The organism is Pseudomonas sp. AG1028 (assembly GCF_007993955.1).
In the GTDB taxonomy this organism is placed as follows: Bacteria; Pseudomonadota; Gammaproteobacteria; order Pseudomonadales; family Pseudomonadaceae; genus Aquipseudomonas; species Aquipseudomonas straminea.
In genome coordinates, this window is sequence record NZ_VIVP01000001.1 from 353,624 (window position 1) to 373,630 (window position 20,007).

Annotated in this window: 16 protein-coding genes; 6 read left to right on the forward strand and 10 right to left on the reverse strand. The window is 65.5% G+C overall.

Going from position 1 to position 20,007, the window contains the following annotated elements; all coding sequences use genetic code 11:
- Positions 1–194: 194 nt before the first annotated feature.
- The 3 genes from FB481_RS01615 to FB481_RS01625 are packed head-to-tail and all read left to right on the forward strand — an operon-like array spanning position 195 to position 3,882.
- Positions 195–704: a (2Fe-2S)-binding protein gene (locus tag FB481_RS01615; protein ID WP_093504058.1), complete on the forward strand. Its 510-nt coding sequence runs from the start codon at positions 195–197 to the stop codon at positions 702–704.
- The gene (locus FB481_RS01620) at positions 701–1,690 is read left to right on the forward strand and encodes a xanthine dehydrogenase family protein subunit M (protein ID WP_147174875.1); all 990 of its coding nucleotides are present in this window, start codon (positions 701–703) and stop codon (positions 1,688–1,690) included. Before FB481_RS01615 ends, FB481_RS01620 begins: the two co-directional genes overlap by 4 nt.
- Positions 1,687–3,882 (forward strand): xanthine dehydrogenase family protein molybdopterin-binding subunit, encoded by a 2,196-nt coding sequence (locus tag FB481_RS01625; protein ID WP_147174876.1) that lies wholly within the window; start codon positions 1,687–1,689, stop codon positions 3,880–3,882. Before FB481_RS01620 ends, FB481_RS01625 begins: the two co-directional genes overlap by 4 nt.
- Here FB481_RS01625 and FB481_RS01630 read toward each other — a convergent pair.
- Entirely contained in the window at positions 3,860–4,825 is a 966-nt protein-coding gene (locus FB481_RS01630) for a DMT family transporter (RefSeq protein ID WP_147174877.1), read from the reverse strand. The two genes, FB481_RS01625 and FB481_RS01630, sit on opposite strands and share 23 nt — an antisense overlap.
- Before the next feature lie 98 nt (positions 4,826–4,923).
- Between FB481_RS01630 and FB481_RS01635 the strand changes: the two genes are divergently transcribed.
- A complete protein-coding gene (locus FB481_RS01635) occupies positions 4,924–5,778 on the forward strand; it encodes a LysR family transcriptional regulator (RefSeq protein WP_147174878.1) in 855 nt (284 codons plus the stop codon).
- On the opposite strand, the gene hutC is transcribed toward FB481_RS01635, so the two are convergent.
- The 8 genes from hutC to FB481_RS01675 form a co-directional block, all read right to left on the reverse strand.
- Positions 5,779–6,489 carry a histidine utilization repressor gene (gene hutC, locus FB481_RS01640; protein WP_093504048.1) on the reverse strand — a complete coding sequence of 237 codons (711 nt, stop codon included), beginning with the start codon at positions 6,487–6,489 and terminating at the stop codon, positions 5,779–5,781.
- 163 nt (positions 6,490–6,652) lie between these two features.
- The gene (gene hutH, locus FB481_RS01645; protein WP_147174879.1) at positions 6,653–8,188 is read right to left on the reverse strand and encodes a histidine ammonia-lyase; all 1,536 of its coding nucleotides are present in this window, start codon (positions 8,186–8,188) and stop codon (positions 6,653–6,655) included.
- Positions 8,189–8,201: 13 nt separating this feature from the next.
- Positions 8,202–9,863 carry a urocanate hydratase gene (gene hutU / locus FB481_RS01650; protein ID WP_147174880.1) on the reverse strand — a complete coding sequence of 554 codons (1,662 nt, stop codon included), beginning with the start codon at positions 9,861–9,863 and terminating at the stop codon, positions 8,202–8,204.
- 38 nt (positions 9,864–9,901) lie between these two features.
- A complete protein-coding gene (locus FB481_RS01655) occupies positions 9,902–11,227 on the reverse strand; it encodes a YjiH family protein (protein WP_147174881.1) in 1,326 nt (441 codons plus the stop codon).
- 80 nt (positions 11,228–11,307) lie between these two features.
- Entirely contained in the window at positions 11,308–12,243 is a 936-nt protein-coding gene (gene hutG, locus FB481_RS01660; RefSeq protein ID WP_147174882.1) for a formimidoylglutamase, read from the reverse strand.
- Positions 12,233–13,450 carry an imidazolonepropionase gene (gene hutI / locus FB481_RS01665; protein WP_147174883.1) on the reverse strand — a complete coding sequence of 406 codons (1,218 nt, stop codon included), beginning with the start codon at positions 13,448–13,450 and terminating at the stop codon, positions 12,233–12,235. The genes hutG and hutI overlap by 11 nt, the downstream gene beginning before the upstream one ends.
- A 174-nt stretch (positions 13,451–13,624) precedes the next feature.
- Complete coding sequence (locus tag FB481_RS01670; protein ID WP_093504036.1) at positions 13,625–13,996, reverse strand: GFA family protein; 372 nt, start codon at positions 13,994–13,996, stop codon at positions 13,625–13,627.
- Positions 13,997–14,054: 58 nt separating this feature from the next.
- On the reverse strand, positions 14,055–14,690 hold the full coding sequence (locus FB481_RS01675; RefSeq protein WP_147174884.1) for a TetR/AcrR family transcriptional regulator: 636 nt from the start codon (positions 14,688–14,690) through the stop codon (positions 14,055–14,057).
- Positions 14,691–14,784: 94 nt separating this feature from the next.
- Between FB481_RS01675 and FB481_RS01680 the strand changes: the two genes are divergently transcribed.
- A complete protein-coding gene (locus FB481_RS01680; RefSeq protein WP_147174885.1) occupies positions 14,785–15,888 on the forward strand; it encodes an efflux RND transporter periplasmic adaptor subunit in 1,104 nt (367 codons plus the stop codon).
- 6 nt (positions 15,889–15,894) lie between these two features.
- Positions 15,895–18,984, forward strand: a complete 3,090-nt coding sequence (locus FB481_RS01685; protein ID WP_147174886.1) for an efflux RND transporter permease subunit — start codon at positions 15,895–15,897, stop codon at positions 18,982–18,984.
- A 344-nt stretch (positions 18,985–19,328) separates the two neighbouring features.
- On the opposite strand, the gene FB481_RS01690 is transcribed toward FB481_RS01685, so the two are convergent.
- Entirely contained in the window at positions 19,329–20,006 is a 678-nt protein-coding gene (locus FB481_RS01690) for a DUF4197 domain-containing protein (RefSeq protein ID WP_075931398.1), read from the reverse strand.
- Position 20,007: the final 1 nt, after the last annotated feature.

The following is a 20,007-nucleotide window of genomic DNA, read 5'->3' on the forward strand; positions in this document are numbered from 1 at the left end:
CGCCCGTTCCCACAGGTGAAGCAACGATGTCCGCTTCTGCCTTGTAACCGCCTCATCAATGTCGCCCAAAGAGACCGTGAAGAGGTTCTTCAACGAACCGCTCTACGGTCGTGATCCAACCTGAACGTTTTTGGCGGGCCTCACCTCAGATTTTGAACGGATGCACGAGACATCCACGCAAACCGAGGTAGCCCATGAGCGAGACCATCACAGCCGGCGCCGAGCGCCGGACGATTTCCCTGTCGTTGAACGGCAGCCCCACCCAGGTCGAGGTGTACCCGTGGATCACGGCCCTTGATCTGCTTCGTGAACAGCTCGACCTGATCGGTACCAAGAAAGGCTGCGACCACGGCCAGTGCGGCGCCTGCACGGTGCTGGTGGACGGCCGGCGGGTCAATGCCTGCCTGACCCTGGCGGTCATGCTCGACGGTCGTGAGCTGACCACCATCGAAGGCCTGGCCACGGGCGACGAGCTGCACCCCATGCAGCGTGCCTTCGTCAAGCACGATGCCTTTCAATGCGGCTACTGCACACCTGGGCAGATCTGCTCGGCGGTCGGCCTGGCCAATGAAGGGCGGGTCGGCGACGCTGCCGACATCCGTGAGCGCATGAGCGGCAACCTGTGCCGCTGCGGCGCCTACAGCAACATCCTGGCGGCCATCGAAGAGGCACTACCCGAGAGCGAACAGGCGGTGCGCCCATGACCCCCTTCGCCTACAGCAAACCCGAGGCCATCGACGAAGCGGTGCGCCTGGCCGGGCCCGACAGCCTGTTTATCGCCGGCGGCACCAACCTGGTCGACCTGATGAAGGAAAACCTGGTGCGGCCCAAGCGCCTCATCGACATCAACGCGTTGCCGCTGCGTGACGTGACCGTCACCGCCGAGGGCGGCCTGCGCATCGGCGCACTGGTCGGCAACGCCGAGCTGGCCTGGCACCCGGAGATCGAGCGACGTTATCCGCTGCTCGCCCAGGCACTGCTGTCCGGTGCATCGCCACAGGTGCGCAACATGGCCAGCGCCGGTGGCAACCTGCTGCAGCGTACCCGCTGTCATTACTTCTACGACGCCCAGGTGCCGTGCAACAAGCGTGAGCCGGGGAGCGGCTGCCCGGCTCGCGCGGGGCTGAACCGCAACCATGCGCTGTTCGGCGCCAGCGAGCATTGCGTAGCGGTGCACCCGTCGGACTTCTGCGTGGCCTTGGCCGCCCTGGATGCCGAGGTGATCATCACCGGCCCGCAAGGCGAGCGCCGCGTAGCCATGAGCGACTTTCACCGCTTGCCAGGCGATACCCCGCAGCGCGACACGGTGCTGGAGCCGGGCGAACTGATCCTTGCCATCGAGCTGCCGGCCGAGGATTTCGCCAGCCATCACGCCTACCTCAAGTTGCGTGACCGTGCTTCGTTCGCCTTCGCCCTCGTGTCAGTGGCCGCAGCGCTGCAACTGGATGAAAACGGCCAGATCCGCCAGGCCCGCATCGCCTTGGGTGGTGTCGCCCACAAACCGTGGCGGCGAGCGGACGTGGAGGCCAGCCTGGTTGGCCAAGTCGCCACGCCGGAGCATTTCGAGGCTGCCGCCGAGCTGCTGCTCAAGGGTGCCCAGCCGCTGGCCCACAACGCCTTCAAGGTCGAACTGGCGCGGCGCGCCGTGGTTCGCGCCCTGTCTACCGCCGCAGAAGGAGCCCGCCCATGAACGCGCGAACCCTCGGCCAACCCCTGGATCGTGTCGACGGCCCGCTGAAAGTCAGCGGCCAGGCACGTTATGCCGCCGAGCATCCGGCCGATGGCCTGCTGCATGGCAGCGTGATCTGCAGTGTGATCGCCCGCGGCTGCATCACCGCCATCGACGACTCGGCGGCCCTGGCGCTGCCTGGCGTCAAGCTGGTGCTCAGCCACCTCAATCGTCCGCCCATGGCCCAGGACGACGAGAGTTACGAAGATGACGACGCCGCCGACGGCTCGCCCTTTCGCCCGCTGTTCAAAGCGCGCATCCGCTACAGCGGCCAGCCGGTGGCGCTGGTGGTCGCCGATACCCTGGAGCTGGCCCGCCATGCCGGCTCGTTGGTGCGCATCAGCTACGAGCAGCAGCCCCATGCCACCGACCTGCGCGAAGCCCTCAGCGAGGCTCACGCCGCGCCGGCCGAACTGCCCAAGCCCCGTGGCGACGCCGATGGGGTGATCGCTGGCGCGCCGCTGCGCCTGGAGCTGGAATACGAACTGCCGTGCGAGTATCACCACCCGATGGAGCCCCATGCATCGACGGTAATCTACCAGGCCGATGGCAGCCTGCTGGTGCACGACAAGACCCAGGGCCCGCAGAACAGCCAGCGGTATCTGGCCGATGTGCTCAAGCTCGACCCGAGCCGCGTGCGCATCAAATCATCCTTCGTGGGCGGCGCTTTCGGTTCCGGTCTGCGCCCGCAGTACCAGTTGCCGCTGGCCGCCATGGCGGCATTGAAGCTGCAGCAATCGGTGCGGGTGACTCTGACCCGCCAGCAGATGTTCACCTTCGGCTATCGCCCGCGGGCGGTACAGCACCTGCAGCTCGGCGCCGATGGAAGTGGCAGGTTGCAGGGCCTGGTGCACGAGGTGATCGCCCAGACCTCGCGCTTCGAAGACTTCACCGAGCACGTCGCCGAATGGTCGGGGATGCTTTACCACTGCGATCACGTGCGCCTGGCTTATCGGCTGGCGCCGCTGGATGTCTACACGCCGCTGGACATGCGTGCGCCGGGCGCTGCGACCGGGCTGTATGCCCTGGAGTCGGCGATGGACGAGCTGGCCTGGACGGCAGGTATCGACCCGGTGCAACTGCGCCTGACCAACTACGCCGAAACCAACCAGAACGAGGGCAAGCCCTATTCCAGCAAGGAGTTGCGCGCCTGCTACCAGCAGGGCGCCGAGGCCTTCGGCTGGAGCAAGCGAAGCTCGCAGCCGCGGGGCATGCGCGAGGGTAATCAGCTGATCGGCTACGGCATGGCCACTGGCGTGTGGGAAGCCATGCAGATGCCGGCCAGCGCCCGTGCCAGCTTCACGGCGGATGGCCGCCTGATCGTGGCCAGCGCAACCTGCGACATCGGCCCGGGCACCGCCACGGTGATGACCCAGATCGCCGCCGACGTATTGGGCATGGATCCCTCCCAGGTGGAGTTTCGCCTCGGCGATTCCAGCCTGCCCAAGGCGCCGCTGCAGGGCGGCTCGTTCACCGTGTCGTCAGTGGGCAGTGCGGTGCGCGAGGCCTGCCTGGCCCTGGCCGACAAACTCTGCGAGGCGGCGCGACAGTGGCCCGAGGCGCCGTTCAGTGATGGGGCGGCGCTGCGTTTCAGCGCATGCCGCGTGCAGCAGGGCGAGGATGCCAGCTGTACGGTCGAGCTGAGTGCGCTGCTCGCTCGCCACGGCAGCCTGGAGGCCGAGGTGCAAGCGCAGCCCGGCAAGCAGCGCGAACGCTACGCCAGTGCCAGCCATTCGGCAGTGTTCGTCGAGGTGCAGGTGGACGAATCGCTGGGTACGGTGCGTGTCACCCGGGTGGTCAGCGCCATCGCCGCGGGCCGGGTGATCAACCCGAAAACCGCACGTAGCCAGATTCTCGGCGGCGTAGTGTGGGGCATCGGCATGGCCCTGCACGAGGAGGCGATGATCGACCATGGCCTGGGGCGCTGCATGAACCACAACCTGGCCGATTATCACCTGCCGGTGCAAGCCGATATCGGCGATATCGAGGTGATCTTCGTCGAGGAAAACGACACCATCATCAACCCGCTGGGCTCCAAGGGCGTGGGTGAGATCGGTATCGTCGGCGTTGCCGCGGCGGTCGCCAATGCGGTCTACCACGCCACCGGCAAGCGCATCCGCCAGTTGCCGATCACCCTCGACAAGCTGCTTTGACGGGTGCCGATGACGGGCTCACCTGCACGGGCCCGTCATCACGCTCCTTCGGTTCGTTACGTATCACCAGCCAGATTCCCAGCCCCGAAATCAGCGTGCCCAGGCCCATCACCCAGGACAGTGGCTCGCCGAACATCGCCCAGGCCCATACCAACGTCAGCGCCGGGCTCAGGTACAGCACGCTGGCCACCCGGGTCGGCGTCGAGCGCTTCAGGCACAGCCAGTACAAGCCGTAGCCGCCGATGGTGGAGATGCTCGTCCACAGCACGCTCAGGGCGAAGCCGCCTGAGGGCACCGGCATCAGGCTGCCGTCCATCGCGGCCAGCAGCGCGAACGGCACGCAGCAGATGCAGCATTGCAGCCACAGGTTGCCGAGCAGGTCGAGCGACGCCGTGGCCCTGGTGCGTTTCTGCCACAGGGTCGCGACCGCCAGCGAGAACATCCCCAGTAGGGGCAAGCCGTACACCCACAACGGCGCATCACCCCAGGCCAGCGCATCCGAGGTGACCAGCACCACGCCCGTCAGGCCGATGAGCAGACCCAGCCAGGTTTGCCAGCCCAGGCGCTGGCGCAGCACCAGCACGCTGAGCAGGGCAACGCCGATGGGCAGCAGATCGGCCAGCAGGGCGGCAAGCCCGGCAGGTACGCCAAGGGCAATGCCCTGAACCACACCGGCGAGGTAGCCGCCCATCGCCAGCAAACCGATAGCGGCGTGGCGCAGCAGGGTGGCTGGCGAGGCGTTGCGCAGTTGGGGCAGCGCCCAAGGTGCCAGCAGCAGCGCGAACAGCAGGCTGCGCCAGAACACCACCAGCATGGCCGGTGCGTGGTCGATGGACAAGCGTGCGCCAATGAAGCCCGAGCTCCAGATCACCACCAGCGCCGCTTCGAGCAGCAGCAGGGGAATCGCGATGGGCCAGAGGCGGGCAGTCTGTCGAGCGGACATGGCGGTAAACCGGATGAAGGGTGTAGGTCCAGCCTACGAAGCTGGAGTAATCTAATAAATCAAAATGTATTGAATCAGTAGTTTGGGTTTTTTGAATCATGAGCGCCGTGCTGGATATCGAACTGGTCCGCACCTTTCACGCCGTGGCGCGCAGTGGGCGCTTCAAGGCCGCTGCCGAGCAACTGCACAAGAGCCCGGCGGCGATCAGCGTGCATATCCAGCGTCTGGAGGTGGTCGCCGGTGGCCGGCTGTTCGACCGCGACAACCAGTCGGTGGTGCTGACCGCGCTGGGCAAGCGGCTGCTGCGCTCGACCAGCGAACTGCTCAGCATCCACGACCGGGTGCTCGCCGAGCTGCATGGCCCGCGGCTGGTCGGGCGCATCCGCCTGGGGATTCCCGATGAATACGCTGCCCACGTGATCCGCGACATCTTGCCGATCTTCGCGGCGGCCTGGCCCAACGTGGTGCTGGAGGTGAAGACCGCCTCCAGCTACACGCTGCGCGAGCAGGTGCAGGCCGGCAAGCTGCACGGCGCGGTACTCACCCTGCCGTTGGGGCAGCGCGAGCCCCGGGCTCAGGTGCTGGTCGCCACCACGCCGGTGTGGGTCGCGGCGGCGGCCTATCCCCAGGCCTGGAAGGAGACGCTACCGTTGGCCATCCATGCAGCCGAATGTCCGTACCGCAGCCTGATGCTGGAATCGCTTAAAGCGGCGGGGCACACCTGGCGGGTGGTGCTGGAAAGCCCGTCCAGCCAGGCCATCAGGGCCTGTGTCGAATCAGGGTTGGCGATTACCCTGATGGACCGCGCGAAGATGACCAGTGCCATGCGCATCGTCGAGGAGTTGCCCCTGGCTGCCGAGCACGAGGTGATGTTCCTGCGCTCAGCCCAGGCGCAGCACGACGAAGCCCTGGCGCTGTTGGCCCAGGCCATTCATCAGCATTTCCGGCTGTGATCAGCGGTGCTTGGTGCTCGAGCGCAGCTTGTAGCGCTCGCCCGGGTGAATCAGTCGCACGTAGCTGATCAGGTGCTCGTCCGACCAGGTGCGGCGAATCATCGACAGGCACGCGGCGCCCGGTGCGATATCCAGCCATTCGGCGGTGCGGGCGTCGGCGTGCACGGCCTCGACCACATGCTCCACGTCGCTGATCGGGCAACTGGCGACCAGCACTTCGTTGGGCGTCTGCTTGGAAAAGTCGCTGCTCAGGTAATGGGGCACCCAGCGTGGATTGACGAAGCGATCCTCGAGCTGGATCGGCACGCCATCTTCCAGGTGCACGAGGATGCTGTGAAACACCTCGGCGCCGATGCGCAGACCCAGGCGCAGCGCTACTTCGTCGTCGGCGGCCAGCGCTTCGCTGCGCAGGATGCGATTGGAGTAGGTGTGGCCACGGGCGCGCACCTCGGCGGCGATGTTCATCACCTCGTGCAGTGAAGACTCGGACTTGCGGTCGGTGACGAAGGTACCCAGGCCCGCCTGGCGAATCAGGTAACCCTGCTGCACCAGGTTGTTGATGGCCTTGTTGGCGGTCATGCGGCTGACGCCGAAGTCCCTGGCCAGCTGCTCTTCGGGGGGAATCTGGTGATGTAACGGGTAGTCACCGTTGCCGATGCGCTCGAGCAGAAAATCCTCGATGGCCTTGTAGCGCGGGGTGGAACTGGTCACGGCAACTCCTTGGTAATGCCCGGTGCGCGGATGATACATCAGCCATACAACTGATCTCGTAGGAGCCCCGCCTCGGGTCGAAAGCGGTCGGAGCCACTCAGCAAGACCTGCGGTATAACTCCCCTCGCCGCTGGGCGCGGCTCCTACAAAGATGTAGCGCGGCTCAGCCTACCGACGGCAACATGCCGGCCGGCAGCAACGGCGTCAGCACGCGTTCGGCCAGCAGCTCATCGGCGACGGCGATATCCGGGGCGAAGAAGCGATCCTCTACGTAGTAGGGCACCTTGGTGCGCAGCGTCTGGCGCGCCTGCTCCAGCGCCGGCGTGCTCTTAAGGCCCTCACGGAAGTCCAGGCCCTGGCAGGCACCCAGCCACTCCACGGCCAGCACGCCACGGGTGTTGGCAGCCATGTCCCACAGGCGTTTGCCGGCAGCCGGGGCCATGGACACATGGTCTTCCTGGTTGGCCGAGGTCGGCAGGCTGTCGACGCTGTGCGGATGGGCCAACGCCTTGTTCTCGCTGGTCAATGCCGCGGCAGTGACCTGGGCGATCATGAAACCGGAGTTGACCCCGCCGTTGGCCACCAGGAACGGAGGCAGTTGCGACATGTGCTTGTCCATCATCAGTGAGATGCGCCGCTCTGACAGCGCGCCGATTTCAGCGATGGCCAGGGCGATATTGTCGGCGGCCATGGCCACGGGTTCTGCGTGGAAGTTGCCACCGGAAATCACCTCGCCTTCGGCGGCGAATACCAGCGGGTTGTCGGAGACCGCGTTGGCCTCGACACCGAGCACTTCGGCGGCCTGGCGCAGTTGGGTCAGGCAGGCGCCCATGACCTGCGGCTGGCAGCGCAGCGAATACGGATCCTGCACCTTGTCGCAGGCGGCATGGGAGCGGCCGATCTCGCTGCTGTCGCCGAGCAGGTGACGGAAGGCGGCTGCCGCATCGATCTGCCCACGCTGGCCACGGGCGGCATGGATGCGTGCATCGAAAGGCGAGCGCGAACCGAGCAGCGCCTCGACGCTGAGCGCGCCGCAGACGCTGGCGGCGGCATACAAGTCTTCGGCCTCGAACAGGCCGCGCAGAGCGTAGGCGGTGGACACCTGGGTGCCGTTGAGCAGGGCCAGTCCCTCCTTGGCGGCCAGGGTCATCGGCTCCAGGCCGGCGATGGCCAGCGCCTCGCTGGCTGGCAGCCATTGGCCCTTGTGCCGCGCCTGGCTTTCGCCGAGCAGCACCAGCGACATATGCGCCAACGGCGCCAGGTCACCGGAGGCGCCGACCGAACCTTTGAGCGGGATATGCGGGTAGACCTCGGCATTGACCAGGGCGATCAGCGCCTCGATCACCGGGCGGCGGATACCGGAGAAACCACGCGCCAGGCTGTTGATCTTCAGCAGCATGATTAGGCGAACCATGGCATCGCTCAGCGGCTCGCCAATGCCGGCGGCGTGGGACAGCACCAGCGAACGCTGCAGCTTTTCCAGGTCGGCGTTGGCAATGCGGGTCGAGGCCAGCAGGCCGAAACCGGTGTTGATGCCGTAGGCGGTGCGGCCCTCGGCGATGATCTGGTTGACACAGGCGACACTGGCGTCGATGGCCTGATGGGCGCTGGCGTCCAGGTTCAGGTGCACGGGCGTTTGGTAGGCGGCGCGCAGGTCGGCCAGGGTCAGGTGGCCGGGTTTCAGGTTCAGGATGTTCATGAGTTGTGTGTCCTTAGCCGATCATCGGCAGATTCAAACCCTGCTCGCGGGCGCAATCGATGGCGATCTGGTAACCAGCGTCGGCATGACGCATCACGCCGGTGCCCGGGTCGTTGGTCAGCACGCGGGCAATGCGCGCGGCGGCTTCATCGGAGCCATCGCAAACGATGACCATACCCGAATGCTGGGAGAAGCCCATGCCCACGCCACCGCCGTGGTGCAGCGACACCCAGGTGGCGCCGCTGGCGGTGTTGAGCAGGGCGTTGAGCAGCGGCCAGTCGGACACGGCATCGGAGCCATCCTGCATGGCCTCGGTTTCGCGGTTGGGGCTGGACACCGAGCCGCTGTCGAGGTGGTCGCGACCGATGACGATGGGCGCACTCAGCTCCCCCGAACGCACCATCTCGTTGAAGGCCAGGCCGAGCTTGGCACGCAGACCCAGGCCGACCCAGCAGATACGCGCCGGCAGCCCTTGGAAGGCGATGCGCTCGCGGGCCATGTCCAGCCAGCGGTGCAGGTGGGCGTCGTCCGGGATCAGTTCCTTGACCTTGGCGTCGGTCTTGTAGATGTCCTCGGGGTTGCCGGACAGCGCCGCCCAGCGGAACGGGCCGATGCCGCGGCAGAACAGTGGGCGGATATAGGCCGGGACGAAACCGGGGAAGTCGAAGGCATTGCTCACGCCTTCTTCCTTGGCCATCTGGCGGATATTGTTGCCGTAGTCGAAGGTCGGTACGCCCATCTTCTGGAAGTCGAGCATGGCCTGCACGTGCACGGCCATGGACTGCTTGGCGGCCTTGACCACGCCAGCCGGGTCGGTGGCTGCACGGTCCTTGTACTCGGCCCAGCTCCAGCCGATCGGCAGGTAGCCGTTGAGCGGGTCGTGGGCGCTGGTCTGGTCGGTGACCATATCCGGACGCACGCCACGGCGTACCAGTTCCGGCAGGATTTCGGCAGCGTTACCCAGCAGCGCGACGGAGATGGCCTTGCCTTCTGCGCAGTACTTGGCGATACGCGCCAGGGCGTCGTCCAGATCGCTGGCCTGCTCATCGACGTAACGGCTGCGCAGGCGGAAATCGATGCTGCTCTGCTGGCATTCGATGTTCAGCGAGCAGGCGCCAGCCAGGGTGGCGGCCAGCGGCTGGGCACCGCCCATGCCACCCAGACCCGCGGTCAGCACCCAGCGGCCCTTGAGGTTGCCGGCGTAGTGCTGGCGACCGGCTTCGACGAAGGTTTCATAGGTGCCCTGGACGATGCCCTGGCTACCGATGTAGATCCACGAACCGGCGGTCATCTGGCCGTACATGGCCAGGCCCTTGGCGTCGAGCTCGTTGAAGTGCTCCCAGCTCGCCCAGTGCGGCACCAGGTTGGAGTTGGCGATCAGCACGCGCGGCGCGTTGGCGTGGGTCTTGAACACGCCGACCGGCTTGCCGGATTGCACCAGCAGGGTCTCGTCGTCATTCAGGTTGGTCAGGCTCTCGACGATCTTGTCGTAGCACTCCCAGTTGCGCGCGGCGCGGCCGATGCCGCCGTACACCACCAGCTCCTTGGGGTTCTCGGCCACGTCCGGGTCGAGGTTGTTCATCAGCATGCGCAGAGGCGCTTCGGTCAGCCAGCTCTTCGCGGTGAGCGTGGTGCCGCGCGGGGCGCGGATTTCTGTGTCGCGGAACTTGGTCATGTTGCGGGCTCCTGTGGGAACGGGTCAGTGGTGGGCGGTCAGAGCCAACCCAGAAATTGGGCGAGGTAGGCCAGCGGAATGGCCAACAGCAGGCTGAGCAAGGTGCGCTGCAGCCAGATCAGCAGCAGGTGGCCCAGGCTCAGCGGAATTCGCGTGGCCAGCACGCAGGGAATCGAGGCGGAGAGAAACAGCACGCTGCTTACCGAGACGATGGCGGTGACGAACTTCACCAGCACGTCGGCGTCCTTGAGCAGCATCGCCGGAAGGAACATCTCTGCCAGGCCGGCGGACATGGCGCGCGCCACCTGCATGGGTTCTTCCAGGACGAACAGCCAGGTCAGCGGGTAGAGCAGCACGCCGAGGGCGTCGAACAGCGGGGTGTACTTGGCGGCCAGCAGCCCGAGCAGGCCGACGGCGAGAATGCTCGGCAGGATGGCGGCTGTCATGCGCAGGCCATCGACGAAGGTTTCACGCAGTGCCGACCACAGCGACGGCGCCACGCTGGCCTGCTGCATGCCGGCGCGCCAGGCGCTGCCCAGACGACTTTCACCGGGTTGCAGCTGCGCCTCGGGTGTGGACTCGGACGGCAGGCGCGACAGCGGGTAGATGCGCGCGCTGATCGCGGTGACGGCGAAGGTCACCGCCATGGCGCCCCAGAAATACAGGTTCCACTGGCCCATCAGGCCCAGGGTCTTGGCGATGATCACCATGAACGGCGCCGACACGGTGGAGAAGCCGGTGGCGATGATCGCCGCCTCGCGCACGCTGTAATGGCCCTGCTGGTACATGCGATCGGTGATCAACAGGCCCACCGAGTAGCTGCCGACGAAGGACGCCACGGCGTCGATGGCCGACTTGCCCGGCGTGCGCCAGATCGGCCGCATTACCGGCTGCATCAGCACACCGATCAGCTCCAGCAGGCCGAAGCCGATCAGGAACACCAGTGCCAGCGAGCCCAGCGGCACGATCAGCGCCAGGGTGAGCACCAGCTTCTCGAACAGGAACGGCAGCATGTCCGGCTGGTACAGCGCTTGCGGGCCGAGCTGCAGCAGGTAGGCGGCGCCGATCAGCAAGCCGCACACCTTGAGCACGCTGAATGCGCTGTGGGTCAGGCTGCGCCGCCAACTGCCGTCGAGCCAGGGCGCGACGGCGCCGTAGAGCATGAACAGCAGCGCCACGCCGATCACCAATGGCCGCGCGTGCAGTTGCAGGGCGCTGGCGGCGTGGTCGAGGAGGATGGTCGAGCGCCCGGCGATCTCGAACGGCACGAAGAACAGCAGCAGGCCGATCAGGCTGTAACCCAGCAGGCGCGCCAGCGCGCGCGGGCGCGATACGCCGCTGCTCAAGGACAGGGACTCAGACATGACGCGGCTCCTGGCCGCGGCGGGCGGTGATGAACATCGGGTTTTCCTCGTAGTTGTTGTTGTGCGGGAAAGCGTCGGGCTCAGAGGCTAAGCAGATGAATCAGCCGCGCCGCCACCTTGGCAGTGCGGTTGTCGATGTCATATTCGGGGTTGATTTCGGCCAGGTCGGCCAGGCGCAGCTTGCCGCTGGCCTTGAGCCGTTCGAGCAGCGGCTCCAGCAGCTCCAGGCGCACGCCACGGGCGGCTGGCGCGCTGACGCCCGGCGCCTCGCAGGCCGGCAGCACGTCGATATCGATGGTCAGGTAAAGCGCGTCGCACTCGGCGGCGAAGGCGTCCAGCTCGGCGCCGATGGCATCGAGGGTCGACTCGCGAATTTCATGATCCTCACGCACCAGCACATTCAGCTCGGCGGCGCGGGCGAACAGCGCGCGGGTGTTGCTGGCGCGGCTGACGCCGAGGCAGGCATAGCGGAACGGCCAGCCGCGTGCGGCGCACTGCTCGGCGATCTGCGCGAAGGGCGTGCCGGAGGAATGCACATGGGCCGGGTCGCGCAGATCGAAATGGGCGTCGAAATTGATGATGCCGATTTTTGGGGCTGGGTTGCCGGACAGGTGCTCGGCCAGACCCGACCAGCTACCGAAGGCGACTTCATGCCCACCACCGATCACCAGCGGCAGATGGCCGGCGTCCAGCAGCGCGCAGACGTTTTGGCCGAGGCGCGCCTGGGCAGCTTCCAGGTCGCCATCCTCGCAGATCACGTCACCGGCGTCATAGGCCGGCGCCTGGCGATGCCAGGCCAGGTTGGCCAGGGCGTTGCGCACGCTTTGTGGCGCAGCGGCGGCGCCAACGCGACCGTGGTTGCGGCGCACACCCTCGTCGCAGGCGAAACCGAGTAGGGCCAGGCCCGGCTGGCTGTTTTCTGCCAGCGCCTGGATGCGCTGGTGCCAGCGCGCGCTATCGGTTTCCGGATCGGTACGGCCGCTCCAGGCGACCATGCTGTGACGATCAGCGTGCATAGGTAATGGCTCCATTGAACACGCGCTGGCGCAGACGTCCGGCCTGAACCGCGTAGGCCAGTTCGGCCGGTTGCTGGATATCCCACAGGCACAGATCCGCGGGTGCGCCGACGGCGATGCGGCCGAGATCTGGCAGACCGAGGGCACGGGCGCCGTGGGCGGTCATGCCGGCCAGGGCTTCGCGCGGGGTGAGGCGAAACAGGGTGCAGGCCAGGTTGGCCATCAGCGTGGGCATGCAGATCGGCGAGGTGCCGGGATTGGCGTCGCTGGCCACGGCCATCGGCACGCCGTACTGGCGCAGCAATTCAATGGGTGGCAACTGGGTTTCGCGCAGCACATGAAAGGCGCCGGGCAGTAACACGGCCACCGTGCCAGCCTCGGCCATGGCGCGCACGCCGGCTTCATCCAGGTATTCGATATGGTCGGCGGACAGCGCGCCGTGGCGTGCGGCCAGGGCACTGCCGCCAAGGTTGGAGAGTTGCTCGGCATGGGCCTTGATGGCCAGACAGTGGGCCTGGGCTGCCTGATAGATGCGTTCGCACTGCGCCGGGGAAAAGCCGATGCCCTCGCAGAACACGTCCACCGCATCGGCCAGCCCTTCACGAGCAGCAGCCGGGATCATCTCGTCGCAGACCAGGCTTACATAGTCATCGGCGCGGCCGGCATATTCCGGCGGTAGGGCATGGGCACCGAGCAGCGTGGTGAGCACCCGCACCGGGCGCAGTTCGCCGAGGCGGCGGGCCGCACGCAGCATCTTCAGCTCGTCGGCAACGGTCAGGCCGTAGCCGGACTTGATCTCCAGCGTGGTCACGCCATCGGCCAGCAGTGCATCGAGACGCGGCAGGCTGGCGGCGATCAGCTCGTCCTCGCTGGCGGCGCGGGTGGTCCGCACGGTGCTGAGAATACCGCCGCCGTTGCGGGCGATTGTTTCGTAGCTGACGCCTTCCAGACGCTGCTCGAATTCACCAGCGCGGTCACCGGCGTACACCAGATGGGTGTGGCAATCGACCAGTCCCGGAGTCATCACGCCGCCGCTTGCTGCTTGCTCGGCGTCGCCAGCCAGACTCATATCGAACTCGCTTTCCGACCACAGGCCCGCCACACGATCGTTCTCGATCAGAACGGCCATCGGCTCGGGGAGCTGTTCGAGGCCGTCGAACAGCGTGACGTTGCGCCAGAGCAAGCGGGTGGACTGAGAAGAAACCATGTAGATCATCCTTTCTTGTAATGTATATACAATTTAACGAAAGGCACGGTCTGGTCAAGAGCCAGGCGATCAATTGCGCTGTCGATGAGGTGCTATGAGATGGTTATGTATATACATATTGGTTGGGCATGACTGCACAAGCGCGGTAATGCGATCAGCGGCTGGCTTAAAGAATCAGATGCGATCCTTGGGATAGCGCTTGCTGACGGAAAAGACCGGCAGCCAGGTTTCGCGCCGGCTGGTCCAGCATTCGTAGGTGGGCTGCAGCTGATCAGGCGCGTCGAGGGCGCCCAAGTGGATTTCGATTTCATCGCCGCTGCGGGCGAAGATCGATGAGCCGCAACGTGGGCAAAAGTGGCGCCCGGCGTAGCTATGGGTTTCGCCACTGATCGTCACGGCGCGCAGGGCAAAGATCGCGGCGGCGTAGAACAGCGCGCCGTGGTGCTTACGGCAGTCGAGACAATGGCAAATACCGACTCGGTCAGGCTGGCCTCTGGCCTCGAAACGTACCTCGCCGCAAAGGCAGCCGCCGCTGAATCGTTCCATGCCACACCTCCTGTTGAGTCATGGCAGAAACCCTAGCAGTAGGCGAGCGCTCGACGGCTCAGGGACGATAGGCGCGCAAGAACAGCTCGACGGTAGCACGAGCATGTTGCTCCTGCTGTGCCTCGGTTTCCGGCTCGCCGCAGCCAATCAGCAGGCGAAAGTTGGCGCAGCCCTTGAGCAGGGAGAAGAACTGATCGGCGGCGAGCTTCGGCGATTCGATACGCAACTGGCCGCTCTTGTCCATCTTGCCCAGCAGGCGCTCCATCTCGGCGAGCAAGCGCTGCGGCCCGGCCTCGTAGAAGATTTTCGCCAGTTGCGGGTCCTGGGCGCCCAGGCTGGTCATCAGGCGATGCAAGTCGACGGACTCGCTGCTGTTGAGTAGTTGGACGAAGCCACGGGCAATATTCAGCAGCACGTTGTGGGCGGTCGCTCCAGCGGGAAATTCGAAGAACAGCTCGGGTAATTGCTCCTCGCACCGGGCCTTCACCGCCGCGCAGAACAGCGTCTCCTTGTCGTTGAAGTGGCTGTACACCGTGAGCTTGGAAACCCCGGCGTGGGCGGCGATGGCATCCATGCTGCTGCCAGCGTAACCGTGGCGCAGAAACAGGCACTTGGCTGCCTCGAGAATGGCTTCGCGCTTGGCGGGATCCTTGGGTCGGCCGGGGCCGCTGGACTGTAATGAAGTGTCTGACATCGGGCGATTTTAATACTGGACTGCCGAGTACGCTATTTTTAATATACTCGGCAGTACAAATATTAGAAAAAGTTCCCCAACAAGGACGCTCATCATGTTTCGCCATGCTCTGTATCGCCTCGCGCCCATGTGCCTGGCCTTGTTCCTTGCCGCCTGCAGCGATACACAGGCGCCGCAGCCGGGCATTCGGCCGGCGATGGTGGCGCAGCCGCAGCTGGCAGCGGAGCAGGTGGACAGTTACCCGGGTGAGATAAGAGCGCGGCTGGAGCCAGAGCTGGCGTTTCGCATCAGCGGCAAGATCACCCGGCGGCTGGTCGAAGTCGGCCAGCGGGTCGGCAAGGATGAGCCACTGGCCGAGCTGGACCCGCAGGACGTGCGCCTGCAGCTCGACGCCAGTCGCGCTCAACTGCAAGCGGCCGAATCCAACCTGCAGTTGGCAAGCGCCGAGCGCGACCGTTATCGCACCCTGCAGCAGCGCGGGATGATCAGCAAATCCCAGGCGGACAACGCCGAGAACACCTACCGCGCCGCCGAGGCGCGTCTGCGCCAGGTGCGCGCCGAACTCAACGTTGCCGACAACCAGGCCGGGTACGCCGTGCTGAAAGCGCCGCAAAGCGGGGTGATCGTGCAGCGCCGCGCCGAGGTCGGGCAAGTGGTGGCGGCCGGACAGGGCGTGTTCGTGCTGGCCGCCGATGGCGAGCGCGAGGTGGCGATCGACCTTCCCGAGCAGACAATCAGAAATCTAGCCATCGGCCAGGAAGTGGCCGTGGAACTGTGGTCGCAGCCTGGCGAGCGGCTGGTCGGTCGCGTGCGTGAGCTGTCGCCAGCGGCTGATCCGCGTTCGCGGACCTATGCCGCGCGGGTGAAGCTGCAGGCCGCGGATGAACAGGTCGAGATCGGCCAGAGCGCGCGGGTATTCATTGCCCGCAATGGCGACGTGCCGCTGGCGGTGCCGCTGTCGGCGTTGAGTGCGGAAAAGGATCAGCCGTATGTCTGGGTGGTCGATCCGCAAACCTCCACGCTCAAGCGCACCCAAGTGCGAGTCGGCGCCTTTGGCGAGAAGAGCGTGCCGGTGCTTGAGGGCCTCAAGGCCAGCGACTGGGTGGTGGTAGCCGGTGTGCAGGTGCTGCTGGACGGGCAGCAGGTGCGCCCGGTGGACCGGCAGAACCGCGCCGTCGACCTGGCTGCCAAGGAGTAAGCGCCGATGTCGTTCAACCTGTCTGCCTGGGCGCTGCGGCATCGCCAGATCGTGCTCTACCTCATGCTGCTGCTCGGTGTCGTTGGCGCGCTGTCCTACACCAAGCTGGGGCAGAGCGAGGACCCGCCGTTCACCTTCAAGGCCATGGTGGTGAAGACCAACTGGCCTGGCGCCACCGCCGAGCAGGTGTCGCGCCAAGTGACCGAGCGCATCGAGAAGAAGCTGATGGAAACCGGCGAGTACGAGCGCATCGTTTCGTTCTCGCGGCCCGGCGAGTCCCAGGTCACCTTCATGGCCCGCGACTCGATGCACTCCAACGAGATTCCCGAACTCTGGTACCAGTTGCGCAAGAAGATCGGCGACATTCGCCATACGCTGCCCGCCGGAATTCAGGGGCCGTTCTTCAACGACGAGTTCGGTACTACCTTCGGCAATATCTACGCGCTGACCGGCAACGGCTTCGACTACGCGGTGCTCAAGGATTATGCCGACCGCGTGCAACTGCAGCTGCAGCGCGTGAAGGATGTCGGCAAGGTCGAGCTGGTCGGCCTGCAGGACGAGAAGATCTGGATCGAGTTATCGAACACCAAGATGGCCAATCTCGGGCTGCCGCTCGCTGCCGTGCAGCAGGCCCTCGAGCAGCAGAATGCCATGCCGGTGGCCGGCTTCTTCGAGACCGATACCGATCGGGTGCAGCTGCGCGTCAGCGGTAACTTCGAGACGGTCGAGCAAATTCGCGACTTCCCCATCCGCGTGGCCGACCGCACTTTCCGCATCGGCGATGTGGCCGATGTCAGCCGTGGTTTCAACGATCCGCCGGCGCCGCGTATGCGTTTCATGGGCGAGGATGCCATCGGCCTGGCGGTTTCCATGAAGCCGGGCGGCGACATTCTGGTGCTCGGCAAAGCGCTGGAGGGCGAATTTACCCGCCTGCAGAACAACTTGCCGGCGGGCATGCAACTGCGCAAGGTGTCGGACCAGCCGGCGGCGGTGAAGACCGGTGTCGGCGAGTTCGTGAAGGTGCTCGCCGAGGCGCTGATCATCGTCCTGCTGGTCAGCTTCTTCTCCCTCGGGCTACGCACCGGGCTGGTGGTGGCGCTGTCGATTCCTCTGGTGCTGGCGATGACCTTCGCCGCCATGTACTACCTGAACATCGGCCTGCACAAGATTTCCCTCGGCGCTCTGGTGCTGGCGTTGGGCCTACTGGTGGACGACGCGATCATTGCCGTGGAGATCATGGCGATCAAGATGGAACAGGGCTACGACCGCCTCAAGGCGGCCAGCTTCGCCTGGACCAGCACGGCCTTCCCGATGCTCACTGGCACGCTGATCACTGCGGCGGGCTTTCTGCCGATTGCCACGGCGCAGTCGGGCACCGGCGAATACACCCGCTCGATTTTCCAAGTAGTGACCATCGCGCTGCTGATGTCCTGGGTGGCCGCGGTGATGTTCGTGCCGTACCTGGGGGCGCGACTGCTGCCGGACCTGGCCAAGCGCGCTGCAGAAAAACATGGCGGCAGCGAAGGTCACGATCCCTATGCCACGCCGTTCTATCATCGCGTTCGTAACCTGGTGGACTGGTGCGTGCGTTGGCGCAAGACGGTCATCGTGCTGACCCTGGCGCTGTTCGTCGGCTCGATCTTTCTGTTCCGGTTCGTGCCGCAGCAGTTCTTTCCAGCCTCGGGGCGCCTGGAGCTGATGGTCGATTTCAAGCTGGCCGAAGGCGCTTCGCTGATCGCCACCGAAGCCGAAGTGCGTCGCCTGGAAGAGCGCCTGACTGGGCACCCAGGTGTGGACAACTACGTGGCCTATGTCGGCACCGGTTCGCCGCGCTTCTACCTGCCGCTGGACCAGCAGTTGCCGGCCACCAGCTTTGCGCAGATCGTGGTGCTGGCCACATCCATCGAGGAGCGCGAAGCGGTGCGCGCCTGGCTGATCGGCGTGTTGCGCGATGAATTCCCGAGCCTGCGCACGCGCATCTCGCGCCTGGAGAATGGCCCGCCCGTTGGCTACCCGGTGCAGTTCCGCGTCTCCGGCGAGCATATCGAAGAGGTGCGCGCCCTGGCCCGCCAGGTCGCCGACAAGGTGCGCGCCAACCCCGATGTGGTCAACGTGCACCTCGATTGGCAGGAGCCGAGCAAGGTGGTGTACCTGAACATCGACCAGGAGCGCGCCCGGGCTCTGGGCGTGAGCACCGCCGATGTGGCCAGTTTCCTGCGCAGCTCGCTCAACGGCTCGTCGGTCAGCGATTACCGCGAGGACAACGAGCTGATCGAGATCCTCCTGCGCGGCACCTCGACCGAGCGCAAAGCACTGGAGCGGCTGCCGAGCCTGGCGGTGCCCACCGACAGCGGCAAGAGCGTGGCGCTGGCGCAGATCGCCACCCTGGAGTACGGCTTCGAAGAGGGTGTGATCTGGCACCGCAACCGCCTGCCGACCGTTACTGTGCGTGCCGATATCTACGGGCCTCAGCAGCCGGCCACGCTGACCAAACAGATCCTGCCGACCCTGGCCGATATCCGCGCCAACCTGCCCGATGGTTACCTCTTGGAAGTGGGCGGCTCGGCAGAGGACTCCGCCAAGGGCCAGGCCTCGGTGGTGGCTGGTGTGCCGTTGTTCATCGTGGTGGTGCTGACCCTGCTGATGCTGCAGCTCAAGAGCTTCTCGCGCATGGTCATGGTGTTTCTCACCGCGCCGCTGGGACTGATCGGCGTGACCCTGTTTCTGCTGCTGTTCGGCCAGCCGTTCGGCTTCGTGGCGATGCTCGGCACCATCGCGCTGTCAGGGATGATCATGCGCAATTCGGTGATTCTGGTCGACCAGATCGAGCAGGACCGCGAGGCCGGGCTGGACAGCTGGAATGCCATCGTCGAAGCCACCGTGCGACGCTTCCGGCCCATCGTGCTGACTGCGTTGGCCGCTGTGCTGGCGATGATTCCGCTGTCGCGCAGCGTGTTCTTCGGGCCGATGGCGGTGGCGATCATGGGTGGGCTGGTGGTGGCCACGGCGTTGACCCTGTTGTTTTTGCCGGCGCTTTATGCGGCTTGGTTCAGAGTGAAGCCGAGTGAGAGGGCGCAGGCTGCGGGTGACAGTTAAGATCCATGGTCTTTTGGGGCCGCAAGCTCGTATTTCTATGGCGAGTTGGTCAAAGGCGATAGCTGCCGGTCAACGATGATAGCTCCCACGCTCTAGCGTGGGAGCACAGGGCAAGGCGCTCCGCGCCGGCTCTGGTGGTGGACTGCATCCAACAGCGGACGCGGAGCGTCCACGGATGCATTCCCACGCGAAGCGTGAGGAACGATCAAAAGCTCTGCTCGCCGGCCGCTCCCGCCACTTTTCAGTCATTACAGTCGTAGACTCGGCGACGCTTTATCCGTCTCCCACGCAGAAAAAAGGGGCTGATACATAACGCACCAGCCCTTTTTCTTACAGCGCTCCAGTTACAGCGCGCCAAACACCTTCTTGGCCAGGCTGGTGGCCGCCGCCGCCGGGTTCTCGCGGATGCTGGCTTCCTGCTTGGCGATCATGTCGAACAAACCGTCTAGGGCCTGTTCTGTCACGTAGCTTTCGATATTGGCGCTCTTGGCGTCGAGTACGCCGAAGGTGGCCGCCTGGCCGGCGAAGCTGTTGTACTGCTTGGCCAGGCCGACCTGGTCGGTGGCCTGCTTGACGATGGGCAGGAACTTGGCGCGAATCTGCTCGCGGCTGCTCTTGTTCAGGTACTGAGTGGCCGAATCCTGAGGGCCTGCGAGGATGCTCTTGGCGTCCTGCACGGTCATCTTCTTCACCGCGTCGACCAGCAGCGCCTGGGCCTGAGGTACGGCGGCTTCGGCGGCCTTGTTCATGCTGGTTTCCAGCTGCTCGACCTGGGCGCCCATGCCCATCATCTTCATGGTCTTGGCGGCCTTGCCGAGTTTGCCCGGCAGTTCGATGCGCACTTCAGGGTTGTTGCTGAAGCCGCCGGGCTTACCGAGCTGCTGCACGGCCACCTTGGCGCCCTGGGTGAGGGCATCCTTGAGGCCGCCGCTGGCGTCCTGCTGGCTGAGGTCGGAGAGCGACAGGGCGAACACGTTGGCGGACAGCAGCAGGCCGGCGACGAGAACGGGGATGCGGAGCATG

Bases quoted from the DNA above. Each gene is read 5' to 3' on its own strand.
- FB481_RS01615 (WP_093504058.1), top strand. From the start codon at position 195: ATGAGCGAGACCATCACAGCCGGCGCCGAGCGCCGGACGATTTCCCTG.
- FB481_RS01620 (WP_147174875.1), top strand. From the start codon at position 701: ATGACCCCCTTCGCCTACAGCAAACCCGAGGCCATCGACGAAGCGGTG.
- FB481_RS01625 (WP_147174876.1), top strand. From the start codon at position 1,687: ATGAACGCGCGAACCCTCGGCCAACCCCTGGATCGTGTCGACGGCCCG.
- FB481_RS01630 (WP_147174877.1), bottom strand. From the start codon at position 4,825: ATGTCCGCTCGACAGACTGCCCGCCTCTGGCCCATCGCGATTCCCCTG.
- FB481_RS01635 (WP_147174878.1), top strand. From the start codon at position 4,924: ATGAGCGCCGTGCTGGATATCGAACTGGTCCGCACCTTTCACGCCGTG.
- hutH (WP_147174879.1), bottom strand. From the start codon at position 8,188: ATGAACATCCTGAACCTGAAACCCGGCCACCTGACCCTGGCCGACCTG.
- hutU (WP_147174880.1), bottom strand. From the start codon at position 9,863: ATGACCAAGTTCCGCGACACAGAAATCCGCGCCCCGCGCGGCACCACG.
- FB481_RS01655 (WP_147174881.1), bottom strand. From the start codon at position 11,227: ATGTCTGAGTCCCTGTCCTTGAGCAGCGGCGTATCGCGCCCGCGCGCG.
- hutG (WP_147174882.1), bottom strand. From the start codon at position 12,243: ATGCACGCTGATCGTCACAGCATGGTCGCCTGGAGCGGCCGTACCGAT.
- hutI (WP_147174883.1), bottom strand. From the start codon at position 13,450: ATGGTTTCTTCTCAGTCCACCCGCTTGCTCTGGCGCAACGTCACGCTG.
- FB481_RS01670 (WP_093504036.1), bottom strand. From the start codon at position 13,996: ATGGAACGATTCAGCGGCGGCTGCCTTTGCGGCGAGGTACGTTTCGAG.
- FB481_RS01675 (WP_147174884.1), bottom strand. From the start codon at position 14,690: ATGTCAGACACTTCATTACAGTCCAGCGGCCCCGGCCGACCCAAGGAT.
- FB481_RS01680 (WP_147174885.1), top strand. From the start codon at position 14,785: ATGTTTCGCCATGCTCTGTATCGCCTCGCGCCCATGTGCCTGGCCTTG.
- FB481_RS01685 (WP_147174886.1), top strand. From the start codon at position 15,895: ATGTCGTTCAACCTGTCTGCCTGGGCGCTGCGGCATCGCCAGATCGTG.
- FB481_RS01690 (WP_075931398.1), bottom strand. From the start codon at position 20,006: ATGCTCCGCATCCCCGTTCTCGTCGCCGGCCTGCTGCTGTCCGCCAAC.